This window comes from Methanobrevibacter ruminantium M1 (assembly GCF_000024185.1).
Lineage (GTDB): Archaea > Methanobacteriota > Methanobacteria > Methanobacteriales > Methanobacteriaceae > Methanobrevibacter > Methanobrevibacter ruminantium.
Map to the genome: position 1 here is coordinate 1,103,841 of NC_013790.1, position 23,873 is coordinate 1,127,713.

At 34.3% G+C, this 23,873-nt stretch carries 24 protein-coding genes; 21 read left to right on the forward strand and 3 right to left on the reverse strand.

All coding sequences use genetic code 11. From position 1 onward, the window contains the following. Positions 1 to 393: 393 nt before the first annotated feature. The 3 genes from MRU_RS04260 to MRU_RS04270 all read left to right on the forward strand — a co-directional run bounded on the left by MRU_RS04260 (position 394) and on the right by MRU_RS04270 (position 8,598). Positions 394 to 6,591 carry a lectin like domain-containing protein gene (locus MRU_RS04260; RefSeq protein WP_012955645.1) on the forward strand — a complete coding sequence of 2,066 codons (6,198 nt, stop codon included), beginning with the start codon at positions 394 to 396 and terminating at the stop codon, positions 6,589 to 6,591. 407 nt (positions 6,592 to 6,998) lie between these two features. Continuing rightward, positions 6,999 to 7,316 (forward strand): hypothetical protein, encoded by a 318-nt coding sequence (locus MRU_RS04265; RefSeq protein ID WP_012955646.1) that lies wholly within the window; start codon positions 6,999 to 7,001, stop codon positions 7,314 to 7,316. 139 nt (positions 7,317 to 7,455) lie between these two features. After that, positions 7,456 to 8,598, forward strand: coding sequence for a TIGR03576 family pyridoxal phosphate-dependent enzyme (locus MRU_RS04270; RefSeq protein ID WP_012955647.1), 1,143 nt, complete (start codon positions 7,456 to 7,458; stop codon positions 8,596 to 8,598). Positions 8,599 to 8,926: 328 nt separating this feature from the next. Here the strand turns inward: MRU_RS04270 and MRU_RS04275 are convergent, their stop codons facing one another. The 3 genes from MRU_RS04275 to MRU_RS12140 all read right to left on the reverse strand — a co-directional run bounded on the left by MRU_RS04275 (position 8,927) and on the right by MRU_RS12140 (position 12,169). After that, positions 8,927 to 9,838, reverse strand: a complete 912-nt coding sequence (locus MRU_RS04275; RefSeq protein WP_012955648.1) for a biotin--[acetyl-CoA-carboxylase] ligase — start codon at positions 9,836 to 9,838, stop codon at positions 8,927 to 8,929. A 192-nt stretch (positions 9,839 to 10,030) separates the two neighbouring features. Next, positions 10,031 to 11,524 carry an acetyl-CoA carboxylase biotin carboxylase subunit gene (locus tag MRU_RS04280; RefSeq protein ID WP_012955649.1) on the reverse strand — a complete coding sequence of 498 codons (1,494 nt, stop codon included), beginning with the start codon at positions 11,522 to 11,524 and terminating at the stop codon, positions 10,031 to 10,033. A gap of 522 nt (positions 11,525 to 12,046) precedes the next feature. Continuing rightward, complete coding sequence (locus MRU_RS12140; protein WP_265101244.1) at positions 12,047 to 12,169, reverse strand: hypothetical protein; 123 nt, start codon at positions 12,167 to 12,169, stop codon at positions 12,047 to 12,049. A 427-nt stretch (positions 12,170 to 12,596) separates the two neighbouring features. Between MRU_RS12140 and MRU_RS04285 the strand changes: the two genes are divergently transcribed. From MRU_RS04285 to MRU_RS04370, 18 genes are all read left to right on the forward strand, one after another. Continuing rightward, the gene (locus MRU_RS04285; RefSeq protein WP_227717052.1) at positions 12,597 to 13,400 is read left to right on the forward strand and encodes an METTL5 family protein; all 804 of its coding nucleotides are present in this window, start codon (positions 12,597 to 12,599) and stop codon (positions 13,398 to 13,400) included. Positions 13,401 to 14,104: 704 nt separating this feature from the next. Then, positions 14,105 to 14,920, forward strand: a complete 816-nt coding sequence (locus MRU_RS04290) for a putative RNA uridine N3 methyltransferase (protein WP_012955652.1) — start codon at positions 14,105 to 14,107, stop codon at positions 14,918 to 14,920. A 909-nt stretch (positions 14,921 to 15,829) separates the two neighbouring features. Continuing rightward, positions 15,830 to 16,840, forward strand: a complete 1,011-nt coding sequence (gene rpl3p, locus MRU_RS04295) for a 50S ribosomal protein L3 (RefSeq protein WP_012955653.1) — start codon at positions 15,830 to 15,832, stop codon at positions 16,838 to 16,840. A 10-nt stretch (positions 16,841 to 16,850) separates the two neighbouring features. Next, positions 16,851 to 17,615 (forward strand): 50S ribosomal protein L4, encoded by a 765-nt coding sequence (gene rpl4p, locus MRU_RS04300; RefSeq protein ID WP_012955654.1) that lies wholly within the window; start codon positions 16,851 to 16,853, stop codon positions 17,613 to 17,615. Between the two features lie 44 nt (positions 17,616 to 17,659). Further along, complete coding sequence (locus MRU_RS04305) at positions 17,660 to 17,920, forward strand: 50S ribosomal protein L23 (RefSeq protein WP_012955655.1); 261 nt, start codon at positions 17,660 to 17,662, stop codon at positions 17,918 to 17,920. Between the two features lie 12 nt (positions 17,921 to 17,932). Continuing rightward, entirely contained in the window at positions 17,933 to 18,658 is a 726-nt protein-coding gene (locus tag MRU_RS04310) for a 50S ribosomal protein L2 (protein WP_012955656.1), read from the forward strand. 17 nt (positions 18,659 to 18,675) lie between these two features. Then, positions 18,676 to 19,086, forward strand: a complete 411-nt coding sequence (locus MRU_RS04315) for a 30S ribosomal protein S19 (RefSeq protein WP_012955657.1) — start codon at positions 18,676 to 18,678, stop codon at positions 19,084 to 19,086. Between the two features lie 12 nt (positions 19,087 to 19,098). After that, entirely contained in the window at positions 19,099 to 19,566 is a 468-nt protein-coding gene (locus tag MRU_RS04320; RefSeq protein WP_012955658.1) for a 50S ribosomal protein L22, read from the forward strand. A gap of 3 nt (positions 19,567 to 19,569) precedes the next feature. Then, complete coding sequence (locus MRU_RS04325; protein WP_012955659.1) at positions 19,570 to 20,325, forward strand: 30S ribosomal protein S3; 756 nt, start codon at positions 19,570 to 19,572, stop codon at positions 20,323 to 20,325. 23 nt (positions 20,326 to 20,348) lie between these two features. After that, positions 20,349 to 20,555 carry a 50S ribosomal protein L29 gene (rpmC, locus tag MRU_RS04330; RefSeq protein ID WP_012955660.1) on the forward strand — a complete coding sequence of 69 codons (207 nt, stop codon included), beginning with the start codon at positions 20,349 to 20,351 and terminating at the stop codon, positions 20,553 to 20,555. After that, the gene (gene yciH, locus MRU_RS04335; RefSeq protein WP_012955661.1) at positions 20,556 to 20,900 is read left to right on the forward strand and encodes a stress response translation initiation inhibitor YciH; all 345 of its coding nucleotides are present in this window, start codon (positions 20,556 to 20,558) and stop codon (positions 20,898 to 20,900) included. Positions 20,901 to 20,990: 90 nt separating this feature from the next. Further along, the gene (locus MRU_RS04340; protein WP_012955662.1) at positions 20,991 to 21,326 is read left to right on the forward strand and encodes a ribonuclease P protein component 1; all 336 of its coding nucleotides are present in this window, start codon (positions 20,991 to 20,993) and stop codon (positions 21,324 to 21,326) included. Positions 21,327 to 21,336: 10 nt separating this feature from the next. Further along, positions 21,337 to 21,657, forward strand: coding sequence for a 30S ribosomal protein S17 (locus tag MRU_RS04345; RefSeq protein ID WP_012955663.1), 321 nt, complete (start codon positions 21,337 to 21,339; stop codon positions 21,655 to 21,657). Between the two features lies 1 nt (position 21,658). Then, positions 21,659 to 22,057 (forward strand): 50S ribosomal protein L14, encoded by a 399-nt coding sequence (locus tag MRU_RS04350; RefSeq protein WP_012955664.1) that lies wholly within the window; start codon positions 21,659 to 21,661, stop codon positions 22,055 to 22,057. Positions 22,058 to 22,070: 13 nt separating this feature from the next. After that, entirely contained in the window at positions 22,071 to 22,412 is a 342-nt protein-coding gene (rplX, locus tag MRU_RS04355; protein ID WP_012955665.1) for a 50S ribosomal protein L24, read from the forward strand. A gap of 1 nt (position 22,413) precedes the next feature. Next, entirely contained in the window at positions 22,414 to 23,148 is a 735-nt protein-coding gene (locus MRU_RS04360) for a 30S ribosomal protein S4e (protein ID WP_012955666.1), read from the forward strand. Next, positions 23,145 to 23,666 (forward strand): 50S ribosomal protein L5, encoded by a 522-nt coding sequence (locus MRU_RS04365; protein WP_012955667.1) that lies wholly within the window; start codon positions 23,145 to 23,147, stop codon positions 23,664 to 23,666. The genes MRU_RS04360 and MRU_RS04365 overlap by 4 nt, the downstream gene beginning before the upstream one ends. Before the next feature lie 53 nt (positions 23,667 to 23,719). Continuing rightward, entirely contained in the window at positions 23,720 to 23,872 is a 153-nt protein-coding gene (locus MRU_RS04370) for a 30S ribosomal protein S14 (protein ID WP_012955668.1), read from the forward strand. Position 23,873: the final 1 nt, after the last annotated feature.

The following is a 23,873-nucleotide window of genomic DNA, read 5'->3' on the forward strand; positions in this document are numbered from 1 at the left end:
TTGGCAATTTTTTCTTCTTTTCTGGCTACTCTCATTGCTTTTCATTTTTCAATTTTATCTAATTGTTATTACTTTTTTACCATTTTTCAGTTATTTTTTATTAACTATAATTATATAATAAAATATTTTAATTATATTAAACATAAATAAATAATAATTTAAGCATAAGAATACTTAATGAATTTTTAATTATTTTTTCAATCAAGTTTTAAAAAAGATAAAACAATTTTTATCATTTAAATTTGCTTATTTGCTTTATAAAAGTTATTATGCTTATTAATTAAAAAAATAGTTTCTTATTAGTTTTTTATTATAAATAGGAACTATATATAAATTATTTATTAAAAATAACAATTTTATGATTCATATTTTAAAAAGATAGGAGTTTTTATAATGAAATTAAAATACTTAATGTTTATTGGCTTATTATTAATAGGTCTATTAATCATCCCTATAAGTTTTGCTGGTGATGCAGACAGTTATTCTGCATATTCTGGTGATTCTATTAGTTTAGAGGATGATAATTCTTATTTAGAATCAAATACAGTTTTAAAGGATTCTAAAAATTCATTACAATCTATTGATGATGATTGTTTGATTGGAAATAGGACTTTAGATGATACAAGTTATTCTGATTCAACTAATTCAGAGGATTTAACAAATCCTGATTCAACTAATCCCGATTCTACTAATTCAGAAGATTTAACTAATCTAGAAAGTTCTGCAAATACAGACTCATCATCTGAAATCAAAACAATAACAAAGAGTCTAAATGACCAAAATACAAACATAAAAAGCTTAAATTATGATGAGTACGCAGACTACATCAATTTAAACAATCAGCTTATAAACTACGACTTTGCAATTTCAGACTCAAATACAATATTCGTAAATGCATCCTATACAGGTTCAACAGAGAATGGAAGTCAAGCAAGTCCATATAAGTCAATCTACTCTGCCTACAATTATGCATTTGGATTGTCCTCTGATACAAGAACAAATGTGTATATAGCTAAAGGGGTTTACACAGTAACAAGAAGAATGACCATCAACAAAAATCTAAATCTCATTGGAGAGGATTCCTTAAATACAATAATTGATTGCAATGGGAATGGTGCATTCTTTATTAGTCCTCGACGGTCTTATACTACAGTATATAGCCCATTGCTAAACATATTCAATCTCACATTTACAAATGGACGCTATTCCAGTGGAGGGGCAATATACATTAACGAAAGTACAGTTAACTTTGTAAATGTTATTTTTAAAAATAACCGAGCGGAAGCTTCCTATTATGGTTCAGTAGAAGGGGGAGCCCTATATAACAATAAAGGATTTGTTCGAATCTACAACTGCTTATTTGAAAATAACACTGCAAACGATACTTCAGATGCATGTGGAGGCGCAATATATAACGATATGGGTGAGATGACAATAATGGGCTCCCAATTTATAAACAACACAGCAAAAGGAGAGAATGCTGCCGGAGGAGCCATTTATGATTTTTCAGGAATTCTTGTAATCTTCAACTCAACAATCTCAAAGAGTTCACTTCTCTCCAACTATTCAATGGGAGGAGGACTTGCAAGCTGGTCAAGCCATAACATATTCATAATCAATTCCACCTTTGATTCAAATGAGGGCCATGGAAAATACGTCTTTGGCTCTGCAATTGCAAATAAGGCAATCATGATGTATATTGAAAATTCCACATTCTCAAATAACCTTGCAAATGGAACCAGCGATAAGAATGGAACATTTTTCCATTTGAATGGGGTCCTTGACTTTGACAATGTGAATTTCACAAATAACCGTGCAATAAATCCAAAAGAGGATATCTTGATTTGTCTTGAAGATCAATTTATCATATCCGAGGCATTTAGCCAAGAGGATATAGCAGAAATCCTTAGTGAAATGGAACTTAGCCAGTTGCCTTCATCCTATGACCTAAGGGACTACAATCTTGTCACTTCAGTTAAGGACCAAAAGAATTCCGGGTCCTGCTGGGCCTTTTCCACTCTTGCAGCCCTTGAATCCTATCTTTTAAAATATGAAAACACATCATATGACCTTTCCGAAAACAATATGAAGAATCTTATTGGAGCCTATGGTTTGAATGGAACCGACTGGTATGACGGTGGAAACCACTATATGTCTCTTGCATATCTCCTTCGCTGGAGCGGACCTGTAAATGAGTCTCAAGATCCATTCAACGATACAAGCCATAATTCAAGAACATTCACAAATATTGTAAAGCAGGTTGAGGATGTCTTATATGTCCCATTGCGTTTGAATTATCTAGATATCGATCAGATAAAGGCAGCTATCTTAAAATATGGCGCATTGTATACTACATTATGTTCAGATGATTCCTTTGATAATAATCCGGATTATTATTGTGATGTCATTTCAATTTCCAACCATGCCATAACCATTGTAGGTTGGAATGACAGTTATTCTGCAGATAATTTTGCTGTAAGACCTCCAGGTGACGGAGCATTCATTATCAAAAACAGTTGGGGTCCTAGTGAAGGCTATGATGGCTATTGGTACGTCTCCTATTATGACAAGACACTTGCAGGCTATGGCTATGATGCAATCGCTGCAATGGCATTTACTTCAGTTGCAAATGCCTCCACCTATAAGAACAATTATCAGTATGACACTTTAGGAAACACCTTTGAGTCAATCGGATATGGCTGCAGCACTGCATGGATTGCAAATCAGTTCACTGCTTTAAACAACAATCCATTGGCTGCATTTGGATTATATACCTATGGAAGCAGCAGCTATTTAGTAAACATTACAGTAAACGGCATTTCAAGACTTGTTCAAGAGGGAAATGTCAAAGGTGCAGGATATCATACAATCAAGCTGGATGATGTTGTTGAACTCCTTTCAGGTGACATATTCAAGATAATTGTCAAGCTAAGCACTCCAGATTCCAATTATCCTGTTGCAATAGAATCTAAAAGAAGCGACTATAGCAGTCGTGCTAATTCAAATCCTGGAGAGTCCTTCATAAGCTTTGATGGGCAAAACTGGCAGGACCTTTATGAAGTGGGAGATATCCTTAAGTTCTATATGTATATGAATAATAAGACTTTTACTGAACCTAATATCTGCTTGAAGGCCTATACTATCGGTCCATCTGATGTGCACCTTCATGCTAGGGCAAATGCAACCACTTATACACAAGGGGATACTGTAGAGATTAAGATAACCGTATCCAATGAAGGAGCTACAGTAAATGACTTGAATATCAGCATGAAGTGGAACAGTTCATTTTTCTTAAAGAGTTTCACTAAGCTTAATGGTGAATTTGATAGCACAAAAAAGATATGGCATTTTGACACATTCTCCGAAGGCCAGTCAAGCACCCTTACCCTTGTATTTACTATGAGGGGAAATAATGATGTGGCCAGCTTGTCATATGACTATAACTATTCAGGATTCAATCCAGGTGATGCCAACACTACTCAAGTATTAAATCTTTATTATGGAAGCCTCACCAAATTTGTAGAAGTCCCTAATGTCTCAACTTCAGTGAAATCCGGAGACGTTGTTGACATTCAATTGACTGACCTTCAGTCTATTGGAATTTCAGATAAGCAAATCGTTATATCCTTGTTAGAAAGCGACAACGAATATCTATTTGAGAATGTCACTTTAATAACAAATGGCAGCGGTCAGGCAGGGTTTGTATTGGATTTATTGGAAGGAAATTATGTTTTCTTAGCCTCATTTGCAGGAGATGACTCTTATATGTCATCTAACGTGACATTTAATGTTTCAGTATCAAAATCTAACACTTCAATTAGCTTGGATAATCTGGACCCTTCCAATATAACTGTATTTTCAAAATCTGGTGATGTAATCAATTTCACACTCTCTGATGGAATCAATAATCTTTCTGATAAGAATATAGTTATTTCACTCATTGAAAGCGATAATGACTATCTATTTGAGAATCTCACCTTAATTACAAATGGCAGCGGTCAGGCAGGGTTTGTATTGGATTTATTGGAAGGAAATTATGTATTTTTGGCTTCATTTGCAGAGGATGGATATTATAAGGCATCTAACTTGACATTTTATCTAAATGTTTTAAGAAGGGCTTCATCAATGGAATTTGATTCCTCTAGCCTAATTTACAATGGTTCAAATTGGATCAGCTTGTCCCAGTCAAATGATCTGATAGAATTTATCTTATCTAATCAAACCGGTCCTTTAGCAGATAAAACTATCATCTTAACAGTTGAAGATTTAAATTCAGTTGATTTGGCAGAAAATCCATTGATTTATAATCTGACTACTGGCCCAAATGGAATTGCATCATTTAATTTAAATCTAACTAAATCCAATTATGAAATCATTGCAAGCTATTTGGGAGATGAATGTTACTCTCCTTGTGAGTTTGGATTTAATTTAAGTGTTTTAAAAAGAAATGCTCCTCATATAGTTGCTGACGATATAGCAATAAACTCTTCCAATCCATATCAAGCTCATCTATTGGATGATGATTTCAATCCTATAGCAAATCAGTCCCTTTTATTTGCTTTCGCTAAAAAGGACAGTCAGGATTTATTCAATTATTCTGCAATAACTAATGAAAGAGGAATTGCAATTATCGATCTTTCAGATATTGAAAGCGGAGATTACAATCTTTTAATTGCTTTTGAATCAAATGACTTATATGATGATTCTATTTTGGAGATTGATGTTTCTGTAGTGAATGATTCTTTAAATGGCGATAATGGCACTAATGATACTGGCAATGGTACTAATGGAACAGATAACAGTTCAAAAATCAATACATTATTTAAAATAGACATGTCTGATTTAACAGTATCTGCAAATGTGGATAAGACAATTGAATTTGCTTTATTGGACGAATCATTAAATCCATTGGCGGATAAAACTCTCAATTTGACTATAGTTGATTTGGATGAAGATACTGAATTGATTACAGATTCTGATGGAATTGCTAGTTGCGTTCTTAATTTGGATGAGGGAGTTTATGAATTTGTCCTTAGTTTCAGTGGAGATGAGAATTACTCTCCATCTCGCTTGATTTTCAATCTTTCAGTTTCTAAAGCAGATAACGGTACAAGTCCTGGTGGAGATAATGGTACTAGCCCTGGTGGTGATAATGCTACTAATGGCACCGACCCTAGCGGAGGCAATGGAACTGCTCCTATAAATGATAATGGCACTAATGGAACTGATCCTAGCGGAGGCAATGGAACTAGCCCTGGTGATAACGGAACTGAATCATCTAAAATCAATACCCTATTTAAAATAGACTTGTCCAATTTGAACATCTTTGCAAATCTTGAAAAGGTCATCGAATTTGAATTATTGGATGAATCACTTAATCCTCTTTCAAATAAGACAGTTGGCTTGACCATAAGCAATTTAGATGGAGTCAGTCTGATTACAGACTCTAATGGAATTGCATCATGCCCTATTAATTTGGATGAGGGAGTTTATGAATTTGCTCTAAAATTCCTTGGAGATGACGATTACTCAGAGTCTGCAATGATTTTCAATCTTTCAGTTTCAAAACGCATTGCCCAATTATTATCCGGAGAGACTTTAATCAATCTTTCAAGTGAGAAGAGGGAATATGATGTTTATCTAGTGGATGATAAATTAAGTCCATTGGCAAATGAGACAATATTGTTTGCCTTAAGTTCAATGGATGGCCAAGTCTTGTTTAATTATGTGGTAAAGACCAATGATGAAGGTAAGGCCAGCTTGTCAGGCTTGGCTAAACTTAATGAGAGCAATTATATTGTCAAGACCGAATTTGCTTCAAATGACTTCTTTGAAGGCGCTGAACTAATTAAGACAATAACTTTAATCAAGGATGCTCCAAATGGAGATGATGCTAATGACACCAATGGCACAGGAAATCAAACTGATAATGGAACAGACACCGGAAATAAAACAGATAATGGAACAGATACAAATGGCACAAACGGTTCTGATGTTCCTGTTTCAAGGAAAGCCACAAAGATCATATATGAGGATATGGTGACCCAATCAGTTGTTCCTGATGTGGATGGAAGAATAGGAGACTATTTCTATGTCACATTAGTGGATGGAAACAACAATCCTTTGGCAAACAAGGAAGTTAAAATAGGATTTAACGGCAGAATCTATAACAGAACTACCAATGCCACTGGCGGAGTGAAATTGCAGATAAACCTTAAAATGCCATTCACTTACACCTTTGCAATCTGCTTCCTAGGTGATGATGACTATAATGCATCATTTGAAGTGGCTAAGATAACTGTAAATAAGAAGAAAATGAGTCTTACTGCTCCAAGTAAGACCTATAAGTCAACTGCCAAGACAAAAGCCTTGACAGCTACCTTAAAGGACAATAATAATAAGGCAGTTGCAAATAAGAAGATCACTTTCACTGTAAATGGAAAGACATATTCAGCTACAACAAACTCAAAAGGAGTCGCTTCCGTTAATGTGAGCTTGTCCAGTAAAAAGACCTATTCATTTACAGCCAAATTTGCAGGTGATGCTTGTTATGGTGCAGTTACAAAATCTGGAAAAATAACTATTAAATAATTCTTATTTTTCCTATTATTTTTTTCTTTAAAACTAATTTTTAATTTATATTTTCCCTTATTATTTTTTTCTTTAAAGCTAATTTTTAATTTATATTTTTCCTTTTTTTCTATTTTTCTTTTATTTTAAGTTTAGTTTTTTTTCACTAGTTTTCCCAAGTCAAATCAATTTTCCATTAATAAATTATTAAAATTATAAAGATTTATATATCATTTTTTTTAAATATCATAATAGAATTATTTTAAAAAACTTTTAGATAATTTTTAAAAAATATTTTTATTTTTATAATTGGAAAATAGATATAAATTTTCATAATTAATTCATTTGATTCTTATAAAAATTAAAATATTGATTTTATTTTACTAAAATATTTATTAGATTGATTATATTAATGAATTGGTGATAATATGGCAGATATTGGCGAAGCAGCAGAAAAGAAATTAAAATCCAGAATTAGAAAATTAAAAAAATGCAATAAGGATGAAGAGGAAAAGGTAAAGTTCTTCAATCAATTAGGTCTTTCATTCACTATCAGTTTACCTACTAAAAATCCTGAAAAGCAAGAGGACTTCATAATGCTATACACCACTCCTGAAGGACATATAGTACATGCTGAATACAGCTATTCCGAAGGAGAAGAGTTTGCTTCCATGGATATTCCTGAAAAGGATTTGAAGGTAATCATTGAATCATTCTCTGATTATGAATTGAAACTTTTAGACTAATCTTTTTTTTTTGCATTGGATAATAATTATCCAATTTTTCTTTTTTATTTATTAATTTATTTATTTAAATTGCTTATTTTTTATTTTTATTTAATTTACCATTCTAATTTAATTTTAAAGTTTATTATAGGTTTTTATCATGATTGTAAACAATTCATTAGATGAGCTTAAGAAAAGGGAATCAGCCCTTAAGATTATAAGGTCAATTGTGGAAAATGAGGGCAGATCATCTTTATATGATGTCACTGGACTTTCAGGTGGCTTCATATCAAGTGAAGAGGAGTTGGATCTCCTTGAAACCTATGTAGGTCCTGCCATCTTTGAGGATGAGCTTCAAGTTGTTGCAAAGGAGCATCTTGGCGGTGAGAAGGCACTTGCAGTAAACAGGACAAGTTCAGGCATCCTTGCAAGTATACTGTCCTTGGTGAAGGAGGGAGAGCATGTAAGTCACTTTTTAGCCCAATACCCTGCCCATCCGTCAATTCCTCGCTCATGCAATATTGTGGGGGCTGACTATGATGAATATATAGATCTAAATGAATTTAAAATAGAGGACAATACAAGTCTTGTTGTTGTTACAGGCTCTACAATGGACCATCAGGTGATAGATGAGGATACATTTAAGGAAGTAATTGATATGGCTCATGATAAGGACATTCCGGTTTTAGTTGATGATGCTTCAGGTGCAAGGCTTAGGACTGCAGTATTCAATCAAAAGAGGGCATGTGACTTAGGGGCAGACCTTGTTGTAACAAGCACAGATAAACTTATGCCAGGTCCTCGAGGTGGATTGATGGCTGGAAAAGAGGAATTGATCGATAAGGTAAAGGTCAAGGCAAACCAGTTTGGCCTTGAAGCACAGCCTCCTCTCATTTTAGCCATGGTAAATGGAATAAAAAACTATAGCGAAGACAATCTTATAAATGCAATCTCTAGAAAAGACAAGTTCTATGATATGGTTTCGAAGGACTATGAAATGTTTGAAAAAACACCAACTGGTGTTATGGTAACTGAAGATGCTCTTAAAAAACAAGTGGACGCTTTAGATATTGAAACAGAGCTATCTGAAAAGGACCTTTCTTTCCTATGGGCTATGATTTTATTGAAGGATGAAGGAATTATTACAATACCTGCTGTTGGGATGCCAGGGGCATCTGCTACAGTTCGATTTGACCTGTCCACCCAAGATGTTATTGATATGAATTTAGGTATCTTGCATGATAAGGTGGATGATTCATTTAACAAGTTTTTTAGACAGTTGTCAAGATGTGGAAAAGTCTAGGGACTTGATTTATTATTAAAAGCAGTTTTATAAGTTTCTGTAAAAAATAGCAAATATTTTTTAGTATTTTTTTAAAATACTTTTTTTTATTCTTTTTTTAAAATAGTGGTATTTATACTTATTTATTCGAATAAATTATTTTTTATCTTTTTCTAAAAATAGTAGTTTTTATACTTATTTATTCAAATAAGTTCTATTAGTTCTTTTTTTTCAAAAATAGCAGATTAAAAGAGGTAAGGGAATGAAAAAGATGAACTTTTCCATTCCCAATTTTTTCATATAGTTTGGTGAAAACAATATGAATAAAACAAATAATATTAAAAAGAACTTAAAGAGTTCTTAATTCGCCTGAAATAATTTTCTCTAAGTTTCCGTCTTGTTTTTCAATAATTAAGCTTCCTTCCTTATTGATTCCAACAACATATCCTTGAGTTGTCTTGCCCCCTGTTTGGGTAATGCTTACATATTTTCCTATGGTGTCTGAAAGGGCTCTCCATTCGCTAAGAATCTCTTCAACATCTCCATTTAAGTAGATGTCATAAATCTTTTCAAATTCATTTAAGAAGATTCCAATGAGTTCATTTTCATCTACTTTTACAGGGATTTCCTCTTCCAAGGTGGTTGTTCCTTCTCTTATGTCTTCAGAGAAGTCTTCCAATTTAAGGTTGCTGTCGATTCCAACACCTACGATAACATATTCGATTTGATTGAATGTAGCAATTACTTCAGTCAATACTCCAGATATCTTATTTCCATGGATTAAGATATCGTTAGGCCATTTGATTTTAGCGTCAACGTCAAATGAACGGATAGCTCTAGCTATTGCAACACCTGTTGCAAGTGTGATCAATCCTATCTTTGCCGGAGGGACATCTGGCCTTAAAATCATGCTCATCCATACTCCGCCGTCTGGAGCTTCCCATTTCTTGCCGGATCTTCCTCTAGCGTTTGTTTGGATTTCGGAAATCAATACAGTTCCTTCCTTTGCTCCATGGTTTGCCAAGAATTTGGAAATGCTGTTTGTAGAGAATACCTTACGGAAACATAGAATCTCTTCTCCGAGTTCTTCAGTTTCTAAAAACTCAGATATCCTTTCTTTTGTAATGTGTTCAGTTTTTCCAAATCCTAATTCCTTGATTGACTCTTCAATTGCTTCATCATTGATTGAATCAATCTTTTCAGCTTCCTCTTTGGAAATTATGTCATAGCTAACTAAGAGCTTAATCATTTCTCTTTTCATTATAATCACGGTTATAATCGTTATTTTAATTTTCAATTAGTTTTAATTGATAAGATTTAATTTTATCATTCGGATAGCTTTTATTTAAAAAATAATAATTAAAGTAAAAATTAAATTTAATCCTATTTTATTTTTTTAGATAGCAGTTATTTAAAAAAAATAATCATTAAATTTAAAAATAAATTTAAAATATTATTTCTTTTTCATCTGCTGTGCTTGTGCAGCATTGAAATAAGTTCCAACTGTTGCAGAAATTGCAGCTATCTTTTTACCAGGCATAAAAGTAGATTTCATACGATTTACTCTTTCTAAATCTTCTAAAATTACCTTTTCCATTTCCTCTTCAATTCCTTTCTTATGCTCGTCAACGAAGTGGGTGTTCAAGTCACCTGCAAGGAATGACTCATTTCTCATGATTGCCTTATGGAATGGAATTGTGGTCTTTACGCCTAAGATAATATATTCGCTCAATGCCCTTTTCATTCTATTGATTGCATCGTTTCTTGTTCTTCCGCTTGTAACCAGTTTGGAAATCATTGAGTCATAGAATGTAGGAATGGTATAGTTCATATAAACACCACTGTCCAGACGTACTCCAGGTCCTCCAGGTGATCTGTAACCTGTGATTTTTCCTGGGTTTGGAGCGAAGTCTGCAAGTGGGTTTTCAGCATTGATACGACATTCGATAGCATGTCCTGTTACTGTGATATCACTTTGACTGTATTCAAGCTCTTCTCCACAGGCTATTTTAATCTGTTGCTTGATTAAGTCAGTGTTTGTTACTATTTCAGTGATTGGGTGTTCTACTTGGATACGTGTGTTCATTTCAAGGAAGTAGTAGTCTCCATTGTCGTAAAGGAATTCCACAGTACCTGCACTGTTGTATCCGATATATTCGGCAGCCTTTACAGCGCTTTCACCCATCCTTTCCCTTAATTCTTCAGTCATGATTGGGGAAGGGGCTTCTTCTAAAAGCTTTTGGTGTCTTCTTTGGATGGAACATTCCCTGTCTCCCACATGGATGGTGTTTCCATATTCGTCTGCCAATATCTGGAATTCTATGTGTCTTGGCTTTTCAAGGTATTTTTCAATGAATACTGTAGCGTCTCCAAAGTTTTTAAGAGCAACTGACTGGGTGGCTTCAAGTGCACGGACAAGCTCTTCCTCACTATAGACTGCACGCATACCGATACCTCCGCCTCCAGCGGAAGCCTTGATGATTACAGGGTATCCGATTGCTTCAGCTATTTCCTTAGCCTCTTCAACGTCATCGATTCCTTCAGGGGTTCCTTCAATTACAGGGACTCCAGCCTCTTTCATAAGCTGTTTGGAAGTGATCTTATCTCCCATCTTTTCAATATGCTCCCCTTTAGGTCCGATTAGCTTGATGCCGTTTTTCTCACATTGTCTTCCAAGCTCTGGATTTTCAGCCAAGAATCCGTATCCTGGGTGAATGGCATCTGCTCCTGTATCAAGTGCAGCATTAATGATCTTTTCAATGTTTAAATAAGATTGGCTTGGAGATGGGTTTCCTAAAGGAACGCTTTCATCTGCATAGTTAGTGTAAAGGGAAGTTTTATCTGCATCTGAGTAGACCGCTACGCTTTTCATATCCAATTCGCGGCATGCTCTCATAATACGTATGGCAATTTCTCCCCTGTTTGCAATAAGTACTTTTTCAAACATTTTTTACCTCTTTTAATCTTTTAAAACGAATAAGTTGGTTAATTCGTTATTTATTTCATCAATCAATTTATTTAATCAATTAATTATTTAAAAATTAAGTTTTATGTAATGGATCACTTTATTAATCAAATTTAATAAGATAATAATCAAGTATAATCAAATATTAAATAATCATTGATTCATTTTATATTATATATTTATAATTATTAATATTAAATTTTATCCTAATTTTTAATCTAATTAATTTATTAATGTGTTGGATTGATTTTTAATTTAAAAAGTAGTTATTGGTTAAAAATTTTAAAAAATTATTATAATGTGGTTTTGAAAAATAGAAAATTAAAATTTAAAGTTTAAGAATTCGTAGTGAATTCTCAACTTTAAATTTACCCATAAAATGAGGGTATTGTTCAAATAATGTTATATTTTCATCTTATATAATATTATCTATGAAAGAAAAAATTACCTAAGAAAAAATATTAAAAACTACTATTTTTTTTTAGTTCAACTGCCGATTACAAATTAAGCGAACAATACCATGATGAAAATTTTCATTAATTCTAAGGAAAATTTAATCATTTCCTTTAATGTGCTTTTCACCATGTCAAATGAAGGGTTTATAACGATTTTAATACTAATCATCATATTCTTGACCTCAATTTTATGCGGATATTTTTATTCAAGCAATAAAAAACCTTCATTTTATTCTTTGTTTTCTTAATAAATAAATATATTGGTTTTTTTCACCTCATTATTGATTTAAAAGTGTTAAATTGACTTTATATCGTTAAATTGATTTCATTTCGTTAAATTGATGTGAAGTTGTAAAATTGATTTCATTTTGTAAAATTGATGTGAAGTTGTAAAATTGATTTCATTTTGTAAAATTGATGTGAGAGTGTGAAATTGATATGAAATTGAACAAAGATTATAGATTCAATATATTTTAAAAATAATAATATAAATTAATTTTATAGTAAAAATTATAATTAATAAAATTAATATCTTTAATAGAAATCAAAAAAAAATATATTTTTTCAATTTAATGATTTTTAATTATTCAAGTGTTATTATGAAAATTAGAAAAAAGAAACAGCTTGAGATGATCCTGCAAAATGTTCCATCTCATCCAAATCCAAAAGTTGAGCTTGAGCAGTACTCAACACCATCCTCTATTGCATCTGATCTTATATGGAATGCATATACATTAGGAGACATTAGCGACTTAAGCGTATTGGACCTTGGATGCGGCACTGGCATATTTGCAATTGGCTCTTGGCTTATGGGTGCAGGCTATTCATTAGGCCTTGACATTGACCCTGAATCAATCGCTCTTGGGGAAAAAACAATAATTGATTTAATTGGCCTAAATCAACCGAGTGATGTAGATGTATTTAATATTAATTTCATAGTTGGAGACATCAATCAATATAATTCAATATCCGAACTATTAAATGATAAGAGTATTCAATCTGATGAAAAATATGATAAGTTAATAGAATATTATAATAGCAATTCTCTTGGTGATGATTCTAATCTTAATAATTCCAATGATGGTTTGATGAATGGCTCTTTTGATGAGAAAGATTTCAAGTTTGCCACTTTATTCCAGAATCCTCCCTTCGGTTCTCAGGAGAGAGGAACAAGACATGCAGATAGAAAATTCATGGAATTTGCTATGGCCAGTGCTGAAGTGATATATTCATTTCATATGAAAAGCACAGAAGAGTTTGTGATTGATTATTATAATGATTTAGGTGGGGATATAAGCCATAAGTTCGTCTATAATTTCCCCCTTCCAAAGATCTATGACTTTCATAAAACTGAGTCAAGGGATGTAAAAGTAGTTGTTTTAAGGGTTGAAAACTTTAAATAAAACCATAAAGTTAATTTAAATATATTTAAAGAATATATATTCATTAATTATATAAATAAAATTCATATGGGTAATATTTTACTCTCTAAAGCTCTCAGCTATGTTCAAGTTGTTTTTTTTAGTTTTTCCCAATTTTATCATGAAATCTGTAGTTTTTTCACAAAATTTTAAAAAAATGGCCTATAATCCATTTTTTTTAAAGAATTTACTCATTTTTATACAAAACCTTTATATACTATAAAATACTTAAATATTACTAATCTATATGTCTACAATTTGTAATTTATAAGAAATTTTTAAATTTTTTATTATTTTTCATAATTTATTTTGGTATTCGACATCTGTCTAATGTTAAATATCATATTCAAAGGTTTTTTAATGATTTAGCTTGGGCTATGTCTTTACTAAAAATCTTATAGCGTATTTAAGTAATTTTAGAGTTATGTTTCTAAAAATACTTAATTTAATTAATTTAAATTATTTGAATATTTTAATATTTTTAATTATTTAATTATTTTAATTATTTAATTATTTGAATTTTTTAATAATTTGAATTACTTTTAAGATTAAATTGTGATTAGTAATAAGATTCTTTTTTAATTATTTTTTTATTTTACGCGATTATCGGTAATTTAGTGCTTTTTTTGACTAAATACTTTAATCAATGTTGCATATGGATTAAAAACTTAAAAAAAATGATAAATATGCAAAATAGTAAAGTGTCTGTCTTTATACCGAATTCATTTCTCGCTGAAACCAAGGATTTAAAGCTAAAAACCTCTAAAGTAGGTTTGATTGGCCGTGCCTTGGCTGTATTTGAAGTGGATGAAGTGGTGATTTATAAAGATCTTTCAATTCCAGACAGCGAACAGACTGATGATGGAGATTTCATTGCAGAAGTCCTCAATTATATGGACACTCCACAATACCTTAGGAAAAAGGCAATTCCTATCAAGGCAGAATTGCGTCACGTTGGAATATTGCCTCCTTTGAGAGTTCCTCATCATCCAACTGGAAAGCCTGAATTAGGTGATTACAGACAAGGATTCACTGTAAAAAGGAATAAGAAAGGTACCTTCGTAGATATAGGTATGGATAAACTGGCGTTTTGCAAAGAGCAACTTACAGTAAATAAGATTTTTTCATTTAAAATTACTAAGTTTGCTAAAGAGGTAATAGTCACACCTGATGAACCAGATGACATTTACTGGGGATTTAAGACATTATCTACAAATAAAAGTCTTAAAAATAGCTTAAAATTAGTTAATCCCGATCTTGTTGTAGAAACAACAAGGTACGCAGAAACAATCGATTCTATTTTTAATGAATTGAAAACTAAAGTGGAAAGCTCTAATCATATAGCGATTGTCTTTGGAGGCCCTTACTCATCTATAAGTGAGAATGTCGAAAGTTCCAAATGGGAAACAGTTAAAATCAATACAATCCCAAATCAGGGAACAGAGACTGTCAGGACCGAAGAGGCTGTTATTTCAACTTTAGCTATTTTCAATATACTTTAAGCCAATAGTTCATTGTTGGCTTTCGCTTTCATGCAGCGTAATGCATGATGCTTTCATGTGGCAAGACACATGATGCTTTATGTGGCATTACACATAATTTTTATAAATTCATTATAAAACATATAGATATATAGCTTTAGCTACTGTTAGCTTTAGCTTTCAAGGATTTGCTTTATAATTAGACACTATAAAGTTTATTCATTGGTTAAGAGTAGTTGCGATTTAGAATAGGCATTAGAACGAAATTAATTGGATGAATAAAGATATTTTAAAGTTCAAATAAACTTTAACTTTAAGATAGAATAATCTTTGAGAAGTAAAATAAACAAGTTTGAGCTTGTTTTTCATGTTTATCTAGCTCTATTTAGCTTTATTATGCCTGTTTAAATTTTTTGGCCCTCTACCAGTCCTGTATCCTAGGATAATTTACTAAAAGGTAGACTGTATGCCGAATCTAGATATTTAGTTAAGGAGACCTGTATGCTAAATTATTTGCCTATTATATATGAATAATAAGTTTAAACAGTGTAGAATTTTAGCGATTTGCTAAAAGAGCAAATATGGCTATTTATTCTAGATTTATTGATTTTTATGATTTGATCAATTACTTTTAGAATTAATCTTAATTCTTTTTAATTGGATTAATGTTCTTAATAATTGATTAATATATTAATTTTGCTTATTCATTGAATCGATAAATCAATCTTAAATTCGGTAAATATTGTACTCGCAATTTAAGAAAATTGAATAGATTTAGATGATAAAAAAATATTTTAAAGTTTAAATCTATGAAATTTGTAGATTTAAATGATAAATAGAGAATATTTTTTTAATTTGAATCTATTACAATCTATTAAATATAGATTAAACTGATTAATTATAGGAAATTATAAATAACGGAGGAAAAGAATGGTAAGACATCACCAACCAAGAAAAGGTTCAGTGGCATTTAGCCCTCGTAAGAGAGTTGCTAAAGAGACCCCAAGAATCAAAGCTTGGCCAAGTAATGAAGAACCAAAACTTTTGGGTCTTGCTGGATATAAGGCTGGTATGACTCATGCTATGGTTGTGGACAATGATAAAAACTCTCCATCCCATGGAATGGAAGTTTTCACTCCTGTAACCGTTTTGGAAGTACCACCCCTTGTAATTTTGGGGATAAGATCATACGAAAAAACTGCTCACGGACTTAAGGCTATCACTGAAGTAATTGCAGATAATTTGGATGAAGAGCTCTCTAGGAAAATCACCCTTCCTAAGGACTACGACCAATCCGAAGCTATTGCAAAAATACAAGATGCTTTAGAAAAGACTGAAGAGGTAAGAGTCTTAGTACACACTAATCCTAAAATGGCTAGCGTTCCTAAGAAGAAACCTGAAATCTTTGAATGTGCATTAGGCGGAAGCTCTGCAGAAGAAAAATTAAACTACGCTCTTGGAATTTTAGGTCAAGAAATCAGAGCCAGTGATATCTTTAGCGAAGGACAGTATGTAGACGCAATTGCAACCACCAAAGGAAAAGGAGTCCAAGGGGTTGTAAAGAGATGGAACATCAGAATTCAATATGGTAAGGCAATGAGAAGTGGAAAAGGTAGACACGTAGGTTCTATCGGTCCATGGTCTCCGGAAAGAACCATGTGGACTGTTGCACAAGCAGGTCAGATGGGATACCATAAGAGAACTGAATTCAATAAGAAAGTCATTAAGATTGGAGACGTATCTGAAGTTGATGCTGTTAACCCTGCTGGAGGATTCATTAGATATGGTTTAGTCAAAAACGACTATGTCCTTGTAAAAGGCTCCGTACCAGGTCCAACCAAAAGGTTAGTTATTCTCAGACAAGCTATCAGACCTAAGAAAGCTGACGATGCAGCTCCTCAAGTGAACTACATAAGCACTGCTTCAAAACAAGGTGTATAGAGGGGTTTAAATGAAAGTTAATGTTTATTCAATTCAAGGGGAAGTAAAAGAGGAAATCGAACTTCCTGCTATTTTTAATGAAGAATACAGACCTGACCTTATCAAAAGGGCTGTCCTTTCTGCTCAATCTGCAAGAATCCAACCATGGGGTAATGACCCTATGGCAGGTAAAAGAACCTCAGCAGAATCCTGGGGTTCCGGTAGAGGCGCAGCTATGGTGCCTAGGATAAAAACCGGCGCTAGAGCAGCATTCGTACCTCAAGCTATCGGCGGAAGAAAGGCACACCCTGTAAGAGCTGCTAAGAATCATCATGAAAAAATCAACAATAAGGAAAGAAGATTTGCAATCAGATCTGCTGTTGCAGCTACCGTAAATGAAGAATTGGTTGCTGGAAGAGGTCACAGAATCGAAAATCTCGAACAAGTACCTGTAATTGTTGAAGATGATTTGGAAACTGTCAAGAAAACAAGCGAAACCCGTGAAATCTTCAAGGCTTTAGGGGTTTACGATGATGTAATCAAGGCTAAAGACAGCAAAAAGATAAGAGCAGGCAGAGGAAAGACAAGAGGACGTAAATACAAATCCGGTAAAGGACCTTTAGTTGTTGTATCTGAAGACAAAGGCATTGGATTAGGTGCAAGAAACCACGCTGGTGTCGATGTTGTTGCTGTAGACAACTTAAATGCTGAATTATTAGCTCCAGGTACTCATGCGGGTAGGTTAACCATTTACACTAAGTCCGCTGTTGAAAAATTAGGAGGATTATTCCAATAAATCGAAGACAGATTTATATGGCATAGTTAAGAAGGTGGATATTTATGGATCCTTATACAATTATTGTTAAACCTCATGTAACTGAGAAGACTATGAACTTAATCGATCAAAACAACGAGCTAACCTTCGTTGTAAGAAGAACCGCTACAAAATCTCAAATCAAAAGGGCATTCGAATTCCTTTACGATGAAAAGGTTGTAAGAGTAAACACTCACATAACCTCTAAAGGATTGAAGTTAGCCTATGTCAAGCTTGCTGAAGAAGGCGAAGCTGAAGATGTAGCAGTTAAAATGGGAGTATTCTAAGGAGGATTGATTATGGGAAAACGATTAATACACCAACGTAGAGGAAGAGGAACTCCTGCTCATCGTGTAGCATCTCACAGATTCAAGGATAAAATCCAATACAGGGCTTACGATGACTTAGAGAAGGAAGGAAGCTTAAAAGGAAAAGTCGTTAAAATCATTCACGACCCTGCAAGGACCGCCCCTATTGCTCTTGTCAAATTCGAAAACGGTGAAAAGAGACATATTTTAGCTCCTGAATCAATTCAAATTGATGATGAAATCGAATGCGGTATCTCAGCTCCAATCAGCTTTGGAAACACTTTGCCACTTGCTGAAATCCCTGAAGGTACTCCTATCTACAATATTGAAAACAGACCAGGAGACGGAGGACGTTTCGTAAGATCCTCTGGAACTTACGCTTCTTTAATTACTCATGATGCAAGTCAAGCTGTTGTGGAATTACCATCTGGTGAACTCAAATCCTTCAACCCAAGATGCCGTGCAAGTATCGGTGTTGTAGCTGGTGGAGGAAGAAAAGAGAAACCTTTCCTCAAGGCAGGTGTCAGATGGCATGCTTATAAGGCTAAAGGTAAGAAGTTTATGACTGTTAGAGGAGTAGCAATGAACGCTGTAGACCACCCTCACGGTGGAGGTAACAGACAACACCCAGGTCGTCCGACCACTATCTCAAGACACGCACCACCTGGAAGAAAAGTTGGTTCAATTGCAGCTAAACGTACTGGAAAGAGAAGATAATTTAAGGAGATGTGTCATTGGCTAGAAAAATATTTAAATACAGAGGATATACTATTGAAGAATTAAAAGAAATGTCCTTAGACGAATTTATTGAACTTTTACCAGCAAGACAAAGAAGATCCTTAAAAAGAGGATTCTTACCTAGACAACAGTCTGTGTTGGATAAAATGAGAAAGATGCAAAAGATGGATAAGAAAGGTGGAAAACCGCTAGTAGTTAGAACTCACTGCAGAGACATGATCGTAATTCCTGAAATGGTAGGAACCACTTTCGGAATCTACAACGGCAGAGACTTTGTGGAAGTAACCTTCACCCCTGAAATGCTAGGCTGCTTCTTTGGTGAATTCGCACCAACCAGAGCTAGAGTTCAACACGGTGACCCAGGTATGGGTGCTACCAGATCATCTATGTTTGTGCCACTTAAATAAGGAGAGGATGATATGGCAAAAAACAAATACGCTTATAACAATCCTGATGCTGACGAATCTAAGACAGCACGTGCTATGGCAAAATCCATTAAGGTTTCTCCAAAGCATTGCGTTGAAATCTGCAGTGCAATAAGAGGCATGGATGTTGCAAAGGCAAAAGCATACTTAAATGATGTTATTGATATGAAAAAGGCTGTTCCTTTCAAAAGACACAACAGAGATGTAGGTCACAGAAAAGGAATGAAAGGCTGGGCTGCTGGAAGATACCCTGTAAAGGCTTCCAAAGCAATCTTAACTGTTATAGAAAACGCAGAAGCAAATGCTGAATACAAAGGTATGGATGTAGAAAACCTCAAGATTGAGCATATCTCTTCCCACAGAGGAATGGTAATAAGAGGAGCTAGACCAAGAGCATTCGGTAGAGTCACTCCATTCAACACTCCAACCACCCATATTCAAGTAGTTTTAGTGGAGGCTTAATTAATGATAGAAAAAGATTTCGTTACAGAAGGTCTCAGAAGAACCAGAATAGATGAATATTTAGAAAAAGAACTTGAAAGAGCAGGTTACGGTGGAATGGAAATCCAAGTAACTCCTTTAGGAACCATGGTAATTGTCTATGCAGAAAGACCTGGTATGGTAATCGGTAGAGGTGGAAAGACCGTAAGGGCAATCACCCAAAGCCTTAAGACCAAGTTTGACCTTGACAACCCACAGGTTGAAGTTAAGGAAGTTGCTGTTCCTGAACTCAACGCAAGAATCATGGCTTCCAAGATTGCCAACATGCTCCAAAGAGGAATGCACTTTAGAAGAGTGGCTTATTCCACAATCCGTAAAATCATGGGCGCTGGAGCTCAAGGAGTGGAAGTAACCATTTCCGGTAAGATCAGAGGATCAAGATCTGCTGTTGCAAAATTCACCGAGGGATACATCAAGAAATGTGGTGAACCTGCAACCAGATTCGTAACTGAAGGTTTTGCTACCGCACCTTTAAAACCTGGTGTTTTAGGTATTGTAGTTAGAATCATGCCTCCTGAAGCAACCTTACCTGATAAGGTGGATATCATTGCTCCTGTTGAAGTAGAGGAACCTGTTGTAGAAGCAGCTGAAGAAGATGTCGAAGAGATCGAAGAGGAAGTCACTGAAGAGATTGAAGAAGTCGAAGAGGACTTAGAAGAGCTTGAAGAAGAGCTTGAAGATCTCGAAGAGCTTGAAGCTGCTGAAGAAGATGTCGAATAAATGACCTTAAGTGAGTTGAAATAATGGCAATTTTAAGAAGTAAAGAAATTTGGGAAATGGAAATTGAGGACATCGAAGAAAAATTGGTGGAACTCAAAGCGGAACTCGCTAAAAACGTTTCTAAAAGTGCTGCTGCAGGTGTTAATGAAAACCCTGGTAAAATTAGAGAACTCAAAAGGACTATTGCTCGTGTTCTTACAATTATGAACCAAAAACAGAAGGAGAATTAAATGTCAAAAATCTGTGATGTATGTGGACTTCCTGAAGAGCTTTGCGTATGCGAAGAAATCGCAAGGGAAGTACAATCTGTAAAAGTTTTTACAGTAAGAAGAAGATTCGGTAAACTTATGACTATTGTCGAAGGAATAGATGAACATGATATAGATATTAAGGAGCTTACTAAAACTCTTAAAGCCAAATGTGCCTGCGGAGGCACTGCCAAGAAGGGTCAAATTGAACTTCAAGGAGATCATAAGGCAAGAGTTAAGGAAGTCTTATCTGAAATGGGATTCTCTTCTGACACTATTGAAATCAGAGACTCTGATAAGAAATACAATAAGAGGAGAAGACACTAGTCAGACTCTTAGGAGTGAGACACTAGTCAGACTCTTTTAAGGAGAAGACACTAACTAAGTTTATTATCTTTACACATACTGAGGCTTAGAATGATAAGCTCAAATAATATATTCTATCATGAATTAATTGGGTTAGAGCTTAAAGTTGTTGACAGTTCCAATCCCTCTTTGATAGGGCTTTGCGGAACTGTTATTGATGAGACTAAAAAGACTCTCTTGATTGAGGTTGAAGAAAAAGTCTTAAGTGATGACTTAGGTTCTAATCAACAAAATCATTTTAATTTAATTTATAAGGAAAAATTAATTCAGAAAGATGTTTCTGTATTTCAATTCAAGGTTCCAGATGGAACCATAGTTGAAATTGATGGTAAAATATTATTGAATCGTCCTGAAGATAGGATAAAGAAAAGATATAAAAAAATTTAATGGTGATAATATGGTTGGTCTTAATGTTAAGGAACCAGAAACTAAATGTGATGATCCTAACTGCCCTTTCCATGGTAATTTATCTGTTAGAGGACAAGTCCTTGAAGGTGTTGTTACTACTAATAAAGCAGAAAGGACTATTACTGTAGAACGTAGTTTCTACAAGTTCATTAGAAAATATGAAAGATACGAAAAAAGGAAATCAAGAATTAACGTTCACAAACCTGATTGTATTGATGTTGAAGTTGGCGACGCTGTAAAAATCGCAGAATGTAGGCCTTTAAGCAAGACTAAACACTTTGTATTAGTTGAAGTAAAGGGTGATGATTAGAATGAAACCTACTACCTCAAGCGTAACTAAGGCTTTGCCAATAGGCGCAAGACTTCAATGTGTTGATAACACCGGTGCCCGTGAAATCGAAATTATTTCCGTAAAGGGATTCAAAGGTGTTAGAAGGAGACTTGACGTAGCTGGAGTAGGCGACATGGTTGTTGCTTCAGTTAAGAAAGGAACCGCTGACATGAGAAGAGAAGTCGTCAACGCCGTTGTTGTAAGACAGAAAAAAGAATACAGACGTGCTGATGGTCTTCGTGTAAAATTCGAAGACAATGCTGCAGTTATCATTACTCCTGAAGGAGTATTGAAAGGTTCTGAAATCAGAGGACCTGTTGCTAAAGAGGCAGCTGACAAATGGCCTAGCGTAGGCAGTGCAGCAAGCATATTGATTTAAGTATGGTGATTAAATGTCAATTCAACCAAGAAAACAAAGAAAAGCTCTCTACACTGCTCCTTTACACATTCGCCGTAAAATCATGAGCGCTAACTTAAGTAAAGAATTAAGAGCAGATATTGGCAAAAGATCATTGCCAATCAAAGTAGGAGACAAAGTTCAAGTTGTTCGCGGAGACTTTAAAGGTCACGAAGGAAAAGTTGAATCTATCGACGCTAAAAGATACAAAGTTACCGTTGAAGGCGTTACATTAAACAAGCCTGATGGAAACGCTGTATTTCTTCCAATCCATCCGTCCAACTTGATGATTATTGAAGCTGATTTAAAAGACGAAAGAAGAATTAAGGAGGAATAAGATGGCAAAAATGGGATCTAGAAAGCATCTTAAAAGATACAACGCACCTAAAACCTGGCCTATCCATCCAAAAGAAGATACTTGGACAGTAAAACCTGCTCCCGGTACTCACGCAATCAATGACTCATTGCCTTTGCTTGTAATCATCCGTGATATCTTAGGTATTGCAGATAACTCAAGGGAAGCTAAAAGGCTCATCAACACTGGTAATGTATTGATTGACGGAAGAGCTAAAAAAGATTACAAATTCCCAGTAGGATTCATGGACATATTATCCATTCCTAAGACTGGTGAAAATTACAGAATACTTTTAGATACTAAAGGAAGATTAACTTTACACCCTATCTCTGCTGAAGACGCAGAGTTCAAATTAGCTAAAATCGTAAACAAATCTACCATCAAAGGCGGAAAAACTCAATTAAACCTTCACGACGGTAGAAATGTAATTGTGGAAGAAGACAACTACTCTGCATACGATGTTGTATGTCTCAACATTCCAGAACAAGAGATTAAGGAAAACTTCGAATTTGGCGAAGACGTAGTTGTACTTGTTACCGGTGGTAAACACACTGGAGAGCTTGGTAAAATCCAAGAGGTCATTGTAGACCAATCCTCTAAAGCAAATACCGTAATTATCGAAAAGGCTAATAAGGACACTTTCTTAACTTTAAAAGATTATGCATTTGTAATTGGTAAGGATGAACCTGCCATTGACTTATTGGAGGTTAATCAATGAACCCAATGAACGAAGTCGTCATAGCAAAGGCAACCATCAATATCGGTGTTGGAGAAGCTGGTGAAAAATTATCCAGAGCTATGACCCTTATTGAAAACATGACTGGTCAAACCCCTGTAAAGACCTATTCCAAAGTCACTAACCCTGAATGGGGTATAAGAAAAAGACAGCCTATTGCATGTAAGGTCACCCTCCGTGGGGAAAAGGCTGAAGATGCAATCAAAATGGTATTGGATGGTATCAACAACAGATTAAGACCAAGTCAATTTGATGCACAAGGTAACGTTTCTTTCGGTATTAGAGAACATATCGACATTCCTGGAATGAGATATGACCCTGATATTGGTATTTTTGGTATGAACCTTTCAATCACTTTTGAAAAACCTGGTTACAGAATCAAAAGAAGAAAAATCCAAAAGAAATCCATTCCAAAAAGACACAGAATCACTCCTGAAGAAACTATGAAATTTATGGAAGAGAACTTTAATGTAACTATCGCTGAGGAAGAAGAATACTAAATGATGATGATTGTTATTCGCTCAGCTTATGTTTATTAAGAATATGTATTAAGGTGATTGTTTTGCCAAGAAAATACGGAAAAGCATCCAAAAAATGTAGCCGTTGTGGAGACCACTCTGCTATCGTAAGCAGATACGGACTCAACTTATGCAGGCAATGTTTTAGAGAAATTGCTCCTAAAATAGGATTTAAAAAATACAATTAGA